This window comes from Janthinobacterium sp. Mn2066 (assembly GCF_049319705.1).
Taxonomy (GTDB): Bacteria; Pseudomonadota; Gammaproteobacteria; order Burkholderiales; family Burkholderiaceae_D; genus Janthinobacterium.
The window spans coordinates 363,399-380,132 of record NZ_JBMOUF010000004.1 but is presented as its reverse complement, the minus strand read 5'-3'; the positions used below and the strand labels follow the sequence as shown (position 1 = coordinate 380,132).

At 61.7% G+C, this 16,734-nt stretch carries 9 protein-coding genes; 5 read left to right on the top strand and 4 right to left on the bottom strand.

The features are described 5' to 3' along the window. Positions 1-14: 14 nt before the first annotated feature. Both ACL9RI_RS10235 and ACL9RI_RS10230 read right to left on the bottom strand, forming a co-directional pair. Complete coding sequence (locus tag ACL9RI_RS10235; protein ID WP_422726452.1) at positions 15-1,442, bottom strand: DUF3999 family protein; 1,428 nt, start codon at positions 1,440-1,442, stop codon at positions 15-17. Further along, on the bottom strand, positions 1,439-4,564 hold the full coding sequence (locus tag ACL9RI_RS10230) for a DUF2339 domain-containing protein (RefSeq protein ID WP_422726451.1): 3,126 nt from the start codon (positions 4,562-4,564) through the stop codon (positions 1,439-1,441). The genes ACL9RI_RS10235 and ACL9RI_RS10230 overlap by 4 nt, the downstream gene beginning before the upstream one ends. 238 nt (positions 4,565-4,802) lie before the next feature. Between ACL9RI_RS10230 and ACL9RI_RS10225 the strand changes: the two genes are divergently transcribed. Next, the gene (locus ACL9RI_RS10225; protein WP_422726450.1) at positions 4,803-6,689 is read left to right on the top strand and encodes an MFS transporter; all 1,887 of its coding nucleotides are present in this window, start codon (positions 4,803-4,805) and stop codon (positions 6,687-6,689) included. Between the two features lie 2 nt (positions 6,690-6,691). On the opposite strand, the gene ACL9RI_RS10220 is transcribed toward ACL9RI_RS10225, so the two are convergent. Together ACL9RI_RS10220 and ACL9RI_RS10215 are read right to left on the bottom strand one after the other, a co-directional pair. Beyond that, entirely contained in the window at positions 6,692-8,209 is a 1,518-nt protein-coding gene (locus ACL9RI_RS10220) for a hybrid sensor histidine kinase/response regulator (RefSeq protein ID WP_422726449.1), read from the bottom strand. Continuing rightward, a complete protein-coding gene (locus tag ACL9RI_RS10215; RefSeq protein ID WP_422726448.1) occupies positions 8,191-9,747 on the bottom strand; it encodes an ATPase domain-containing protein in 1,557 nt (518 codons plus the stop codon). Before ACL9RI_RS10215 ends, ACL9RI_RS10220 begins: the two co-directional genes overlap by 19 nt. A gap of 420 nt (positions 9,748-10,167) precedes the next feature. Between ACL9RI_RS10215 and ACL9RI_RS10210 the strand changes: the two genes are divergently transcribed. The 4 genes from ACL9RI_RS10210 (at position 10,168) to ACL9RI_RS10195 (ending at position 16,697) form a co-directional block, all read left to right on the top strand. Further along, positions 10,168-11,397, top strand: a complete 1,230-nt coding sequence (locus ACL9RI_RS10210) for an efflux RND transporter periplasmic adaptor subunit (RefSeq protein ID WP_422726526.1) — start codon at positions 10,168-10,170, stop codon at positions 11,395-11,397. A 15-nt stretch (positions 11,398-11,412) separates the two neighbouring features. Further along, positions 11,413-14,568 (top strand): efflux RND transporter permease subunit, encoded by a 3,156-nt coding sequence (locus tag ACL9RI_RS10205; protein ID WP_422726447.1) that lies wholly within the window; start codon positions 11,413-11,415, stop codon positions 14,566-14,568. 1 nt (position 14,569) lies between these two features. After that, positions 14,570-16,018: an AdeC/AdeK/OprM family multidrug efflux complex outer membrane factor gene (gene adeC, locus ACL9RI_RS10200; protein WP_422726446.1), complete on the top strand. Its 1,449-nt coding sequence runs from the start codon at positions 14,570-14,572 to the stop codon at positions 16,016-16,018. Between the two features lie 64 nt (positions 16,019-16,082). Beyond that, positions 16,083-16,697 carry a TetR/AcrR family transcriptional regulator gene (locus ACL9RI_RS10195; RefSeq protein ID WP_422726445.1) on the top strand — a complete coding sequence of 205 codons (615 nt, stop codon included), beginning with the start codon at positions 16,083-16,085 and terminating at the stop codon, positions 16,695-16,697. Positions 16,698-16,734 lie beyond the last annotated feature (37 nt).

The following is a 16,734-nucleotide window of genomic DNA, read 5'->3' as shown; positions in this document are numbered from 1 at the left end:
TTAAATATGCTGTATTAAGCCTTGGGCGCTTGCCGGATTTGTGTCAGCAAACGCCAGGCAAACAACCCCAGTACCGCCACGCCCAGCAGCAAGGCAGCCCACAGGGCGGCCAGGCGCAAGCCGGCGCCATCCGGTGTTTTTTGCACGGGTGCGTCACCGTTGAGCGCCACTAGTTGGCCCCGCGTGGCGGTCGGCAAGGCCAGCAATTCTTCCGGCTTGACGCCTGGCGCCACCTGCGACAACGGTAGCGCCGCCGCAATCGCATTATCCCTGCCGAATGCCAGTTGATACGGCGGCTTGCCGTTGCCCAGGAAGACCAGATGGGCGGGCATCCAGCCCAGGTGCAAAATCGATTGGCTGTTCATGACAGTGGCGCTCTCTATCTGCGGACGCAATACCCATTGCGTCGTCTGTACCGCCGGCATCGATAGTTCACCCGAGATTTTTTCCTTGCCATCGACATTGATGCGATAAAAGGTGGTGTTCAGCAGCGCTTCGAAGTAGCCGCCGGTTGTCGTCCGAGGTCTTAAGCGCAGCCTGTGTTGCGGCGCTGTATTTGCCTGGTGATATACGCCCAGGGTCACGGGCATCACGGTGTTGCTGTCGTCTAGCTGCAAGCCTATGCTGTCGGCCGGTATGGCAATCGGTGTGGCATACAGGCGCTCGCCGCCGCTCTTGCCAGCCGTGCCCTTCAGCGCTATCGAAGCGCGCGGCGCGGCAATCGCTGCCTGGCTGACCTGCTCCGCTTCGATGGCGGCGAAGGTGATCGGTTCGCCATACTGCCAGCTCAGGCGGGCATAACGAAAGTTGCGTGGCGCAAACTCAATACGGTCATTGGCCAGCGTCTGCGCCTGATTGTTGTGCAGCCAGTTCAGGGTGGTGGTGGCGATGGCGTCCCACTGTTTTAAATCGTCGCTCACTTCCAGCAGCACTTGTGCGTTGTAGTTATCGGTGTCAAGCGGCAAGGTAAAGTGCAGGGCGTTGATGCGGCTATGCTGGTCTTGCTGGCCTGCATCGAGTACCAGTGCCTGCAAGCTTTGCACCATGTCGGGTGGGGTGCTGTTGCGCGAACTGAGCGATAGCAATCGGCCATCATTACCGGTACGGATATCGAAGCCATCGAGACTACTGTCAGACACTTGCGTACTGAGGACTGGGAAGATCTTGAGCGGGACATTGTCGCGTTGCGTGCGCGATTGCACTGGCGGCGCGGTAATGGCAAAAGCCAGGGGCTGGCCGCTGCTATCGAACAGGCGTACGTCGTCCAGGCTGCCTGAACGCGCATGCAGGTAGACTTCGTTGGGCAAGCTCATGCGGCTCAGGCCGGCGCCAGATTGCGGTGTCAGCGCGATGCGCCATGCGTAGTCTTGCGGCTTGTCCCCGGATGTGGCGAACGCTGTGCCCGCCATCAGCAGGGTGCTGAAGAAGAGTATGGTTTTCATGCGGCTCCTGGCTTCAGTTTTGCAGGCATCGACACGCCGGCTTTGGGGAAAGGCGCCAGGTAGCCGATCAGCAACATCAGCAAGCCCACGCCGACAAACGAAACGATGCGTTCGATGCCACCCGCGTTCGACAGATCGATGGCGAACAGTTTGAGTACGACCATCCCCAGCAGTAGGGCACCCAGGCGCCATTGCTGGCGACGCTGCCGGCGCGTCGCGTGGCGCATCAGCACCAGCGCCGTGATGCTCCAGACCAGCGACAGCATGGCTTGCACGAATTGCGAGCCCAGCATGGCCTCCAACGTGTACGGCACGTCCAGGGAGTGCGACACCGTGCGCAGCAGCATCAGGTTGAACCAGCCATACACGAAGCCGGCGGCAAGCAGGGGCAGGTGTGGCTGCCACCGGACTGGCAGTGGCCAGCCAGCGGCCGGCAGCAAGCGGTAAGAGGCGATCGCCAGCAGCATGGCGAAGCCGCTGCTCAGGTCCAGCGGATTGAGCAGCGGCAGATAGGGCAGGGGCGCCATGCCGCCATCGTCGAGAATATTCCATACACCAATGAGCAGCAGCGACCAGATGGCTGCCAGCGGAATCAGATAGCGCTGGTACCAGCCAGCGATGGGCGCCACCGGCCAGCCGCCCTGGCGGGTGCGGCGTATCAGCCAGGCCAGCGCCAGCATCATGGCCCAGGCAGGCAAGTAGCGGGCCCAGGCGGGGCTGACGCTGGCTTCATGCGGCGCCAGCCAGGCGTTGACCTGCAGGTAGCCCACGGGCCACAGCATCAGCCAGGGCGCGGCCGTCCTGAGCGTATGCAGCAGGCGCAGCGTGCGTGGGTTGAGATGCCATCCGGCCCGCAGCCAGGTCAGCAGCAGATATTCGCTCGCCGCCAGGGCGCAGGCCAGCGCCAGCCACGACAGGCCGCTGGGCAGATAGCTGCGCATAAACAGTTCCAGCAGCAAGTTGATGCTCCACACAGCCAGTGCCAGCCAGGCAGCCACACCGAACCAGCGCAGCAGCGGCCAGGCCAGGCGTTGTGCCAGTACCGCAAAGACGGGCGTGGTGACGGCCACGGCAATGACGTACAGGGCCAGCCAGTGTTCGCCCGCCTGCGCCTGGAATATCAAATTACTATCGATAGCCTGCAGCAGCCAGCTGCTGAACGGCACCAGGATGGCGGCAAACCATAAGATGGCGCTCCATTGCAGCAGCGGCCGCGTCGCCAGCGCCGCCACGTCATCGCCGTAGCCGGCCTGGCGCTGGGCGAACCAGGCGCTGGCAAAGGCGGCGGCGCCCAGCAGCAGGGCGCTGAGGAAGGAACCGTCGAACAGATTGGCCGGGTGCTGGTCCCAGGCCCAGCTGGCACGGCTAAGCAACATCAGGCCGGCCAGCAGTTGTACCGCCAGCAGCAGGGCACGGGCGGCTTGCCATTGCAGGCGGCGGGCCAGCCAGGCCAGCAAGGCGGCCACGCCCAGGGCGCTGATGGTCAGCAGATTCAATTGTGTTGCAGCGTCAGTGTGCAGCAGGATTTCATGCCAGACGCCACCCAGCAGCCAGGCCGTGGCGGCGATCAGGAACATGACGGCCAGGTTGGGCATCAGGTCGGAATACAGGGGGCTGCCGTGGAAGCGGAAACTGAGCGCCATCACCAGCGCGGCGCCAGCCAGCAACAGGCAGCCCAGCCACAGGTTGGCGTGCAGCAGCAAGGCTGTATCGAGTGCCATCATGGCGACTAGGAAAGAAATCCAGGCAGCAAGTTGCACCAACAAACCAAAAGCCCAGGCCAGCGTCTGGCGTTGGCGCAAGCCCACCCAGACGATGCCAGCACCTTCCAGCGCCCAGGCGGCCGAAGTCCAGCGGCCATCGAGCGCGAACGGAATCGCCAGGGTGCCGAAGACGATGCCCAGGGCCAGGAATGCTTCGGCCAGCAGTTTGAAATTTGCACGGCGCCAGAGCGTCACCGCCAGCGCCGTATAAAACAGGCCGGCGACCAGCGCGGAAAACGCCAGGCTAAATGGAAACTGCTGTACCAGGCCGTATTGCAAGCCCATCGCGGCCAGCGGCGTGCCGAGCACCAGCGTGCCATCCACGTAATGTTTCAGGCGCGGCGCCTGGCGCGCGCAGTAGGCGATCGCGATGCCGACATAGAACAGCACATACAGGATCAGGAACAGCTGCGCCGACAGATAATTGTCTGGCGTGTAGCGCAGCAAGCCCCAACTGGTGGCGACGGCAAAGGTAAAGCCAAAGCTCAGCACATTCAAGATGCGCCAGGCCCGTTGCAGGGCGATGGCGAATACGCCCGCATTGAGCAGCGCGTAGTAGCTGAACAGGCCGATATGGTTGCCGTTGCCGGTAGACACCAGCAGCGGCACGGCGAAACCGCCGACGATGCTGAACACGGCCAGCCAGACAGCGTTTTGCAGCACGGCCAGCAGGCAGGTAAAAACTGTCAGCACGAACAGCAGGGCAAAAGCCAGGCCGGCCGGCATCAGGCCGTACAGGCGGAAGGCGCCAAACGTCACCAGCATCAGGATCGCCAGCGCGGTGCCCTGCAGCGGCAGGCTGATGCCGGGACGGCTGACACGGATACGCCAGGCCCAGGCCAGCAGGGCGATGTCGGCCAGCGCGATGCCAGTCAGCCGCAATTCGATGGGCAAGGTGACTTGCGCCGATACGTACTTGAGCAGGAAACTGACGCCCAGGAACAGAATCAGCAAGCCCAGCTTGGCTACCAGGTTACCCGTCAGCAGCCAGGTTTTGGTGTTGGCAAGCAGCGCATTCGTTTGATCGACACAGGCCGGTGTATCGGGCAGGGCAGGGGCTGGCTTGGGCGCATGCGGTGCAGGCACTGCTTTGACGGTCTCGGCCTTGACCACGGCAGCTGGCTGGATGGGCGCTGCCGTAGGCGCAGCTTTGGCAAGTGCAACGGCGGGAGCTTCAACAGTTGTCGCAGGGCTGCGTTCCAGCGCCTGCAAGCGTTGCTGCACGCTCTTGATTTCCTCGCGCAGTTGTCTGTTGGCTTCTTCCAGCGTGCTGGTATTCATATAGGCCAGTATGGACACGATAAAAGCAGTGCTGAGCGCACCCGCCAGTAATGCAGCTATCAGGATGAGGTTGGCCATGGATAGAATTTCCTCGCGGTACGGGCGTGACAGGAGGGCACGCTGAAAGTAGGGACACTCTGTACTATGGGGGGGGAATCAATGGCGAAGCCGCTCGATGACCATCAGACAGAGTAGTGGCCAGCATGGGGCGGCGCGCCGGATTGTGTATTGATGATAAGCAACCCGGTGACATTCAGATTGTCGTGCGCCAGATAGTGCTGTATTTTAGCCATTCCTTCATCGCCCATTGCCTACCATGAGTCAAAAAAGCCAGTTCTCCTTATTGTTGCAGCGCCGTTTCGGGCCATTTTTCTGGACCCAGTTCTTTGGCGCCTTCAATGACAATCTGTTCAAGACGGCCTTGATGGTGATCCTGGCCTACGATGCGCTGAGCTGGACCACACTGGACCCGTCCACCATCACCAACCTGATCCCGGGCCTGTTCATCTTGCCCTACGTCGTGTTTTCGGCCACCGCAGGCCAGCTGGCCGACAAGTTTGAAAAAGCGGGCCTGGCCCGTTTCGTGAAATGGATGGAACTGGCCATCATGGCGGTGGCTGCCGCCGGTTGGATGACGCACACCCTGTGGCTGCTGGTCGCGGCCGTGGTCGGCATGGGCGTGCATTCGACCCTGTTCGGTCCCGTCAAATATGCGTACCTGCCGCAGCAGCTGAAACCCGAGGAATTGGTCGGTGGCAATGGCCTGATCGAGATGGGGACGTTTGTCGGCATCTTGCTGGGCGAGATACTGGGCGCCGTGTTGATCGTGCACAAACCGCTGGGCGTGGAACTGGTGGCCGGCGCCACCATACTCGTGTCCCTGCTGGGCCTGATCGCCAGCTACCGCGTGCCGCGCACGCCGGCGCCCGAGCCGGAACTGAAGATCAGCGTCAATTTTGTGGCTGAATCGTTCCGCAACCTCAGTTTTTCACGCAAGAACCGTCCCGTCTTCTTGGCCATGCTGGGCAATTCCTGGTTCTGGTTTTACGGCGCCCTGATCCTGGCGCAGTTCCCCGTGTATTCCAAAGACTTCCTGCATGGCGACCATAGCGTATTCGTCTTGCTGCTGACCGTATTTTCGATCGGCATCGGCGCCGGTTCCCTGCTGTGCGAGCGCTTGTCGGGCCACAAGATCGAGATCGGCCTGGTGCCGTTCGGTTCCATCGGCCTGTCGCTGTTTGGTATCGATTTGTTTTTTGCCAGCAATGCCTATGCGAATACGCAAGTGGTCGATGCGCTGGGCTTTATCGCGCAGGCCGGCGTGCCGCGCATCCTGATCGACATCGTCATGATCGGCGTGTTCGGCGGCTTTTTCATCGTGCCCTTGTTTGCGCTGATACAGACCCGTTGCGATCCGAAACATATTTCCCGCACGATCGCGGGCATGAATATCTTGAACGCGCTGTTCATGGTGGCGGCGGCCGGCGTGGCTATCGTGCTGCTGGGCCAGGGTTTCACGATACCGCAGTTGTTCCTGATCACCGCCATCCTGAATGCGCTGGTGGCTGCCTACATCTTCTCGCTGGTGCCGGAATTCCTGATGCGTTTCCTGTCGTGGATCTTGATACAGACCGTGCACCGGGTCAAAGTGGTCGATGGCGAACGCATTCCTGCGGAGGGTGCGGCCGTGCTGGTGTGTAACCACGTCAGTTATGTGGACGCCATCGTCATCATGGCGGCCAGTCCGCGTCCGATCCGCTTCGTGATGGATCACCGTATCTTCAAGACGCCGTTCCTGGGCTGGATCTTCCGCACGGCCAAGGCGATACCGATTGCGCCGGCCAAGGAAGATCCTTTCCTGATGGAAAAAGCGTTCATCGATATTGCGCAGGCGCTGCATGAGGGCGAGCTGGTGTGCATCTTCCCGGAAGGCAAGCTGACGCGCACGGGCCAGATCAGCGAATTCAAGGGCGGCATTGCCAAGATCCTGGCGCGCACGAAAGTGCCCGTGATTCCGCTGGCGCTGCGCGGCTTGTGGGGACATTTATTGAGTCACCGCAACGGCCACCTGTTCGAGCGGGCTTTCAAGGCCGGCTTGCGCTCACGCTTGTCGCTGGCGGTGGGGGTGCCCGTGCCGCCGGAAGAGGCGACGCCGGAATTGCTGCAGCAGCGCGTGCAGGAACTACGGGGCAAGTGGAAATAACTTTATAGTCCTGTCTTTGCCAGATGCTGGCGGAACAGGGCGGCGATGGCGTCGAAGTCGACCGGCTTGGTCACATGATGATCGAATCCCGCTTGCGCCGTGCGGTGGCGGGCGTCGTCCTGGCCCCAGCCAGTGAGCGCGATCATCAGCACGTCGCGCCCGCGCGCCTGCTGGCGTATGCGCTGCGCTGCTGCATACCCATCCATGCCCGGCATGCCCAGGTCCATCAGGATCAGCTGCGGCCAGGCTTGCTCGACGGCTGCCAGCGCCTGTTCGCCATCGTAGGCAGCGCTGGCGGCGTAGCCTTCCAGCTGGAACAGCGCCAGCAGTGAATCGGCTGCATCGTGGTTGTCGTCCACCACCAGCACGTGTATGGCTGGCGCGCCTGGCGCTGCTGCCGGGAGGGGCGGGGCGGTGCTGTCCAGTGCTTCCGTTTTGCTGGCTGGCAGGGTGACCAGGAAGCGGCTGCCATGGCCGGGGCCGTCGCTATAGGCTTCGACGGTGCCGCCATGCATTTCGGCAAACTGGCGCGACAGGCTGAGCCCAATGCCCAGGCCGCTTGTCATCTTGCCTTCCATGGTGCGGCTCTGCTCGAACATGCAGAAGATGCGGGGAATCGCCTCCAGCTCCAGGCCGATGCCGTTGTCTTCTATGCTGACGATCAATTGCTTGCCCTCCATATGCGCAGCGAGGTGGATATGCCCGCCTGGCGGCGTGAATTTCACCGCGTTCGACACGATGTTGGCAAAGATCTGCACCACGCGCGCGTAGTCGGCGTGCAGCATCACGCGATAGGACGGCAAGTCCTGGCTGATGCCGATGTGCTGCTCGCTGGCGTCCGGCTGGCACAATTCCAGCACATGGCCGAGCAGTTGCTCCAGCGTGAAATCCTGGTATTGCAGTGCGATCTTGCCCGTATTGATGCGCGCCACGTCGAGCAGATCATCCACCAGCCGCGTCAGATGCGTTACCTGGCGCTCGATCACGGCTTGCACGCGGGCCAGTTGCTGCGAGTCCGGATACAGGTGGCCGAGCAGGGCCGCCGAGGTCTTGATGGGCGCCAGTGGATTGCGTAACTCATGGCCCAGGCTGGCGAGAAACTGATCCTTGCGCTGCTGCGTCTCGCGCATCTGGTACTGGCGCTGGCGCGCGCGCAGCATGGCGTGCGCCGAGGTGATCAGGGTCAGCACGTGCACCGGCCGCTCCAGCAGGGTCAGGTTGCCCAGGGTGGAAATGGCCTGGCGTAGCGGCAGGGTGTCCCGCCCTGAGTGCGTCAGCAGGATGATGGGCAGGTCGGACCAGTCCGGCTGCTGGCGTGCGTAGTCGTCGAGCACCTGGTACGCGCCCCGATTCAGCGCTTCATCGACCGTCAGCACGCCGCCCGCGCCCAGCGCCAGTTGATCTGCCAGCTCGCCAGCGGAATGACAGGCGTGGCTGTGCATGGCGCCGCTGGCCAATACCTGGCAGGCCAGCATGGCGTCCTGGCCTGCCGGTGCGTAGATCAGGATGCGTTCTTCCATGGCGTACCCTGGGGTGATGGCATGCCGTCGACCGTGGGCAGGCCCGACAGGACGCCGTGAAAGCCTGTCAGTACCGGGCCGATGCGTAGCCCCCGTGCATCGATTTCGAAGCGGCGTATGTTGCGTTCATGTGCGCTGGCGCGTTTCTTGAACACGGAAATGGCTTGCCGCACCTCCCCCTCCGTTTCGTAGTAGCGCAGCATGATGACGCTGTCGGCCAGGTAGCTGGCGTCGGACGCGGTAGTCAGGGCCGGGCCCAGCACATTCGGCTGCACGCCAACCAGCAGGGTGGCTACGCCCCGTTGGCTCAGATAGCTGAGCAGTTCATGCAGATAGGTGGTCTGGAAACGTTCGTCGGGTACTGCATGCATATAGCCATTCAGGCTGTCGATGACGATGACCATGGCGCCCCGTTCGGCGGCATCGACCACGGCATGGGCAAATTCTCCGGGTGTCAGCTCGGCCGGATCGATTTGTTGTACGCTCAGCAAGCCAGTGGACAGGGCGGCAGTCAGGCGCATGCCCACGCTGTCGGCCCGGTTCAGCAGCTTGTTGCGCGCTTCTTCGAACAGGAACATGGCGCAGGCTTCACCGCGCGCGGTGGCCGCATGCACGAATTGCGCCGCCAGGGTGGACTTGCCGCTCCCGGCGGGGCCGGAAATGAGCGTGCTCATGCCTTCTTCCAGGCCGCCGCCCGTCATGGCGTCGAGTTCGGGCAGGCCGCTGGACAGGTGGCGGTGGCCGCTGTCACGCCGGGTATCGGCTGCCACCAGGCGTGGATAGACCACCAGGCCGCCATAGCCGATCTTGTAGTCGTGCGCACCGCCGCGAAACGATACGCCGCGGTATTTCACTACGCGCACGCGGCGCCGGTCATTGCCATAATCCTGGTTTTGCAATTCCAGCGAGAGCACGCCATGGGCTACGCTGCGCACTTGCAAGCCGTCGTCAATGGCAGAGCGGTCATCGATCAGCAGGGTGGTGCAGTGCTTGCTTGCCAGATATTGCTTCAATGCCACTACCTGGCGCCGGTAACGCAGCGGGCTTTCCGATAATAATTGCAATTCAGATAGTGAATCCAGTACCAGCCGCGTGGGCTGGTGTTTTTCAATGGCGGCCACGATGCGCTGGTTGGTGGACGCCAGTTCGATCTCGGATGGATGAAAAATCGTGTACTGGCGCTCCGGGTCGAGGATATTGTCATTGGGCGAGACTTCCTCGATGGCGATGCCGGCCAGGTCCCAGCCATGCGAGAGGGCGGCGGCGCGCAGCTCCAGTTCCGATTCTGCCAGGGCGATATACAGCACGGCTTCGCCCAGGCGCACGCCTTCGGTCAGGAATTGCAGGCCCAAGGTGGTCTTGCCTGTGCCGGGAATGCCTTCGACCAGATACAGGCGCTCGGCCAGCAGGCCTCCGCTGAGTACGGTATCGAGGCCGCGTACGCCGGTCGATAGCAAGGGCGACAAGTGTAGCGTTGGCAAGGCTGGCGTTGCCTGGCCCTGCGGTGGCGTGCTGTCCTGCGCTGTTGCGGTCATCATGGTGCCCCTGGCTGTCTCGCGTCGGACCACCATCTTAGCGCACCTGTCTGACCATGTCTTTTCGATACCATTGGTAAATAATCATGGTGAACAAGGGGCTGGCGCGGGGCAGTGTTGCACACATGTCACCACGTTCTGCAAAGAAATTATTACCCTGCTACAGTGTTCACTCAAACCACTATCCCGCATTGCTATTTTGACCATCGCCCGCCAGGTTTTTGTCTGAACCTGCCAGCACGCGCACGCTGTTTTTCTGCTCTTTATATTGCCTCATTGACAATTTAATCGCATCAAAAGTTACTATGTATCAATTGTAACGACCCTTGACGATTTTAGAATGATCGTTCATTCTTTGATCTGCGTTAATAAATTTATCCATTTCTAACGACACTAGCCTGCTTCTCTTTCAGAAAGTCCATGATGCAACCAACCTTTTCCTTGACGTCGCCGCGTACGAGCGGCGCTATTGCCGTTCTGTGTGCCACTGTAATCATGGCCGGCTGCAGTAAAAAACAGGAAGCACCGCACGCGCAACAAGCGCCGCAGGTGGTCGTGTTTACTGTTAATCCGGCCGCGTTGCCGATGACGGTCGATTTGCCCGGTCGTACCAATGCCTACCAGGTCGCCGATGTGCGTCCGCAAGTGGGCGGTTTGATTCAAAAACGTTTGTTTGTCGAAGGTAGCGATGTCAAGGCAGGCGCAGCCCTGTACCAGATCGATCCTGCCACTTACCAGGCGGCCTACAATTCGGCCAAGGCAGCCCTGGCCAAGGCCAAGGCCAATCTGCTGACGGCTGGCCCGAAAGCGGCCCGCTACAAGGAGCTGGTGGCCATCGAAGGCGTCAGCCGCCAGGATTACGATGATGCAGTCGCTGCTTTCGAGCAAGCCAAGGCAGACGTCGAGTCGGCCACGGCGGCGCTGGAAACGGCGAATATCAACCTGAAATACAGCACCGTGACGGCGCCGATCAGCGGCCGCACCAGCACTTCGACCGTGACGGCCGGTGCGCTGGTCACGGCTGGCCAGACCAACGCCCTGACCACCGTGCAGCAACTGGACCCGATCTATGTGGACGTGACGCAGTCGAGCACCGACCTGCTGCGCCTGAAGCGTCAGCTGGCTGACGGCAGCCTGAAGAAAGCTGGCGATGGCCAGGCCAAGGTCAGCCTGCTGCTGCCGGACGGCACCAAGTACAGCGAACCGGGCAAGCTGCAGTTTTCCGGCGTGACGGTCGATCCGACCACCGGCAACGTGGTGCTGCGCGCGCTGTTCCCGAACCCGAAAGGCGATTTGCTGCCAGGCATGTATGTGCGTGCGCAGCTGGAAACTGGCGTCAACGACAATGCCATCACCGTGCCGCAAGTGGGCGTGACGCGCAATCAGCAGGGCCAGGCGACCGCCATGCTCCTGAACAAGGAAGGCAAAGTCGAGCAGCGCGTGCTGACCACCGGCGGCACCGTCGGCGACAACTGGCTGGTGACCTCGGGCCTGGCTGCTGGTGACCGCGTGATCGTGGAAGGCTTGCAAAAAATCAAGCCAGGCGCACCTGCCGTTGCCGTGCCGGCCAAGGCTCCCGCCGCGTCGGGCGCCGCTGCGCCTGGCGCAGCCGCTTCGGCCTCGGCAGCCGCCTCGGCCGCCAGCGCCCACTAATTCAGGAGAATATTAATGGCCCGTTTTTTCATTGACCGCCCGATTTTCGCCTGGGTGGTCGCGATCGTCATCATGCTTGGCGGCGTGCTGTCGATCCTCGGCTTGCCGATTTCGCAATACCCTAGTATCGCGCCGCCATCGATTTCGATCGCTGGTTCCTATCCTGGCGCCTCTGCCAAGACCGTGGAAGATGCCGTCACCCAGGTCATCGAACAAAAGATGAAGGGTATCGATGGCTTGCGCTATATGGCGTCGTCCAGCGATTCGACCGGTGGCATCACCATCACCCTGACATTTACCAACAGCACCAATCCTGACATTGCTCAGGTGCAAGTACAGAACAAGCTGCAGCTGGCCACGCCACTGCTGCCTGCCGCTGTCACGCAACAGGGTCTGGTGGTGTCGAAAGCCACCAAGAACTTCTTGATGGTGTTCGGTTTCATTTCCGAAAACGGCAAGATGGACCAGACCGACTTGAGCGACTATGTGGCCGCCAACGTGGTCGATCCGCTGAGCCGCGTGCCTGGCGTGGGCGACGTGACCCTGTTCGGTTCGCAGTACGCCATGCGCATCTGGCTCGATCCGTCCAAGCTGCAAAGCTTCAACCTGACCCCGGCCGATATCATCACGGCGGTGCAGGCGCAAAATACGGAAGTGTCGGCCGGTGAACTCGGTGGCACGCCATCGGTCAAGGGCCAGCAGCTGAACGCGACCGTCACGGCGCAAAGCCGTTTGCAAACGGTGGAACAATTCGGCGCGATCTTGCTGAAAACCACCACCGATGGCGCCATGGTGTACCTGAAGGACGTGGCGCGCATGGAGCTGGGCCGCGAGAACTACAACACCGTGGCCCGTTACAACGGCCATGCGGCCACCGGCGTGGCGATCAAGCTGGCCACCGGCGCCAATGCACTCGACACGGGTAACGCCGCCAAGGCCATGCTGGGCGAGCTGAGCAAGCAATTCCCTGAAGGCATGAGCTATCAGGTCGCGTTCGACACCACGCCGTTCGTCAAGCTGTCGATCGAAGAAGTGGTGAAAACCCTGGTCGAAGCGATCGTGCTGGTGTTCCTGGTGATGTATCTGTTCCTGCAGAACTTCCGCGCCACCCTGATCCCGACCCTGGCCGTGCCAGTGGTGCTGCTGGGTACCTTCGGTATCCTGAACGCTTTCGGTTACTCGATCAACACCCTGACCATGTTCGCCATGGTGCTGGCGATCGGCTTGCTGGTCGATGATGCGATCGTGGTGGTGGAAAACGTCGAGCGGGTGATGAGCGAAGAGGGCTTGTCGCCGCTGGAAGCGACGCGCAAGTCGATGACGCAGATCACCGGCGCGCTGGTCGGTATCGCCATGGTGCTGTCGGCCGTGTTCGTGCCGATGGCTTTCTTCAGTGGCTCGACCGGCGTGATTTACCGCCAGTTCTCGATCACCATCGTGTCCTCGATGGTCTTGTCGGTGGTCGTTGCGCTGGTGTTTACCCCAGCCCTGTGCGCCACCTTGCTGAAACCGGTAGAAAAAGGCCATCACGCCTCGAACAAGGGTTTCTTCGGCTGGTTCAACCGCAGTTTCGACAGCAGCAGCAACAAGTACCAGGGCATGGTGGCCAGCATGATCACCCACCGCGCCCGTTCGATGCTGCTGTATGTGCTGTTGCTCGCTGGCCTGGTATTCGTGTTCCTGCGCTTGCCGACCTCCTTCCTGCCGGAAGAAGACCAGGGCATCCTGTTTACGCAGATTCAATTGCCGACCGGCGCCACCCAAGAGCGCACTCTGGGTGTGATCAAACAGGTGGAAAACCACTTCCTGAACGATGAAAAAGATGCGGTCGCTTCGGTCTTCTCCGTGGCCGGCTTCAGCTTTGGCGGCAATGGCCAGAATACGGGTATCGCCTTCGTGCGCCTGAAAGACTGGAAACTGCGTACCGACAAGAACCTGAAGTCGCCTGCCGTGGCCGGTCGCGCCATGGGCAAGTTGCTGCAGATCAAAGATGCACTGGTGTTTACGTTTGCGCCGCCAGCCGTGCTGGAACTGGGTAACGCCACCGGTTTCGACTTGCAGCTGCAAGATGAAGGCGGCGTCGGCCACGATGCGCTGATCGCTGCGCGTAACCAGTTGCTGGGCATGGCTGCACAAAACCCGGTGATGGTGGGCGTGCGTCCGAACGGCCAGGAAGATACGCCGCAGTACAAGATCGACATCGACCAGCAAAAAGCCACCGCCTTGGGCCTGCAGATTGCCGATATCAACCGCGTGCTCAGCGTCGGCTGGGGTAGTGCTTACGTGAACGACTTCCTTGACCGTGGCCGCGTGAAGAAGGTCTACATGCAGGGCGAGCCGAATTCGCGCATGCAGCCGGAAGACCTGAACAAGTGGTTCGTGCGCAATGCTACCGGCGACATGGTGCCATTCTCGGCCTTTGCCACCGGCAAGTGGATCTACGCTTCGCCACGCCTGGAACGCTATAACGGCTTGTCCTCGGTGGAAATCCTGGGTACGCCGGCGCCGGGCCAAAGTACGGGCGCCGCGATGGATGCGATGGAAAAAATGGTCGCCCAATTGCCGCCTGGCATAGGCTTCAGCTGGACCGGCGTGTCGCTGGAAGAGCGCGAATCCGGTTCGCAAACGCCGCAACTGTATGCGCTGTCGCTGCTGATCGTGTTCCTGTGCCTGGCTGCACTGTATGAAAGCTGGTCGATTCCATTCTCGGTACTGCTGGTCGTGCCGCTGGGCGTGATCGGTGCGGTGGTCGGTACCTCGCTGTTCGGCTTGTCGAACGACGTCTACTTCCAGGTCGGCTTGCTGACCGTGGTGGGCCTGTCGGCGAAGAACGCGATTCTGATCGTTGAATTTGCCAAGGAAATGCAGGAATCGGGGATGTCCCTGCTGGACGCCACCTTGCATGCGGTACGCCTGCGTCTGCGTCCGATTCTGATGACCTCGATTGCTTTCGGTCTCGGTGTGTTGCCACTGGCAATTTCCAGCGGCGCCGGTTCGGGTAGCCAGAACGCCATCGGTATCGGCGTGCTGGGCGGGATGCTGACGGCAACCTTCCTCGGTATCTTCTTCGTGCCGGTGTTCTTCGTGCTGGTGCGCGGTTTCTTCTCGAAAAACGAGAAGCCGGCTGCGCCTGCTTCGCCTGCCGTCACGCTTTCTAAGGATGCGCATTAATATGAAAAAAACGCTACTCTCCATGGCGGCGCTGGCCTTTTTGGCTGGCTGCAGCCTGGCCCCCACCTACGAGCGCCCGGCAGCACCGGCGCCCGCAGGCTGGCCGACCGGCCCGTCTTACAAGGCCGACACGGCGGCGGCTGACGCCAAGCCGGTGGCCGACATCGCCTGGCGCGATTTCTTTGCCGACGCGCGCTTGCGCCAGGTACTGGAACTGGCGCTGGCGAACAACCGCGACCTGCGCGTCTCGATTTTGAATATCGAGAAGGCGCGCGCCACCTACGGCATCGAGCGCGCCGCGCTGATCCCGACCCTGTCGGCTTCGGGCGGCCAGACGGCGACCCGCATTCCGCGCAACGCCAGCCCGAACGACGAAGCGTCGATCACGCGCCAGTACACGGCCAACCTGGGCGTGTCGTCTTACGAGCTGGACTTGTTCGGCCGCGTGCGCAGCCTGTCTGACAGTGCGCTGGAGCAATATCTGGGCACGGAAGAAGCACGCCGCGCACAGCAGATCAGCCTGGTATCGAGCGTGGCCAGCGCCTATCTGAACCTGGTGGCCGACCAGCAGCGTTTGCTGGTGGCGCAAGACACCCTGAAGAGCCAGCAAGCCTCGTATGACCTGGCCGTGCACCGCTTCGACACGGGCGCCGCGTCTGGCCTGGACAAGTACAATGCCCAGACCAGCGTGGAATCGGCCCGTTCCGACGTGGCGGTCTACACCAGCCAGGTGGCGCTGGATCAAAATGCGCTGACCCTGCTGGTCGGCAGCACCGTACCCGCCGAATTGTTGCCGCAAGGCGAGTTTGGCCCGGTAGCGACCTTGACGGACATTCCATCGGGCGTGCCGTCCGATGTGCTGCAGCGCCGTCCCGACGTGCTCGAAGCTGAGCGTACCCTGCGTGCCGCCAACGCCAATATCGGCGCAGCGCGCGCAGCGTTCTTCCCGCGCATTTCCTTGACGGCGACGGCTGGTTCGCTCAGCAGCAACTTGTCTGGCCTGTTCAAGGGCGGCAGCGGCAGCTGGAGTTTCATTCCGCAGATCAACTTGCCGATCTTCGATGGCGGCGTCAACCGCGCCAACCTCGATATCGCCAAGGTGCAGCGTGAAATCTCCGTGGCGCAATACGAAAAAGCCATCCAGGTGGCTTTCCGTGAAGTCTCCGATGCCTTGGCGCAACGTGGCACCATCGATGAGCGCCTGCAATCGCAGCAAGCGCTGGTCGAAGCGTCCAGCAAGAGCTACAGCATCTATGACGCGCGCTACAAGCAGGGCGCCGATACCTACCTGAACGCCCTGGTGGCCCAGCGCGCGCTGTACTCGGCGCAGCAAAGCCTGATCACGGCGCGCCTGGCCAAGGCCACCAACCTGGTGACCTTGTATCAGGTGCTGGGTGGCGGTTGGCAGCCTGAGCAGACAGTCGTGGCAGCGGCTGGCGGCGTCCAATAATCAAGGAGGACGCCGACGCCGGTCTTGCCGATCAGGGCAGGACCGGCGCGCTACTGGAAAAGTCATGAACCAAGTTGAAAAGAAGCATCCGGACCAAGAGCGCGCCAATACGCGGCGCAAGCAAGTGCTCGATGCAGCCGAAAGCTGCTTCAGCCGCCGCGGCTTCCACGGCGCCAGCATGGCCGAAATCTCCAAGGCCGCCGGCATGAGCGCGGGCCACATCTATAACTACTTCGACAGCAAGGATGCGATCATCGCCGCCTTCGTCATGCAGAATATGGAGCGTGTCTCGAACCTGATGCAGGACCTGGCGCAACAGGAAGACCCGCTGCAAGCCGTGATCGACAATGCATACGAACACGTGCTGGAAAGCATGGACCCGAAAACCTGGGTGATGCCGCTGGAGATATTCTCCGAAGCATCGCGCAACCCGGCCATCGCCACCATGCTGCGCTGCGCCGACCGCCGCTCGCGCCAGTTGTTCCTGGACATCGTGCGCGCCGCCCGCATCAAGCGCGGCTTGCCGGCCGGCGATGAAATGCTGGAAGGGCGCTTGAACGCCCTGATCTCCATGTACCAGGGCTTGCCCCTGCGCGTGTTGCACAATCCCGATGTCAACACCGGCCCGATGGTCGCCGGCTTCCGCATCGCCGCCGCCGCCTTGCTGCTGGGCGAATAAAGGTACGGGATTGGCAGCAGAAACAAACTTTGCGCAG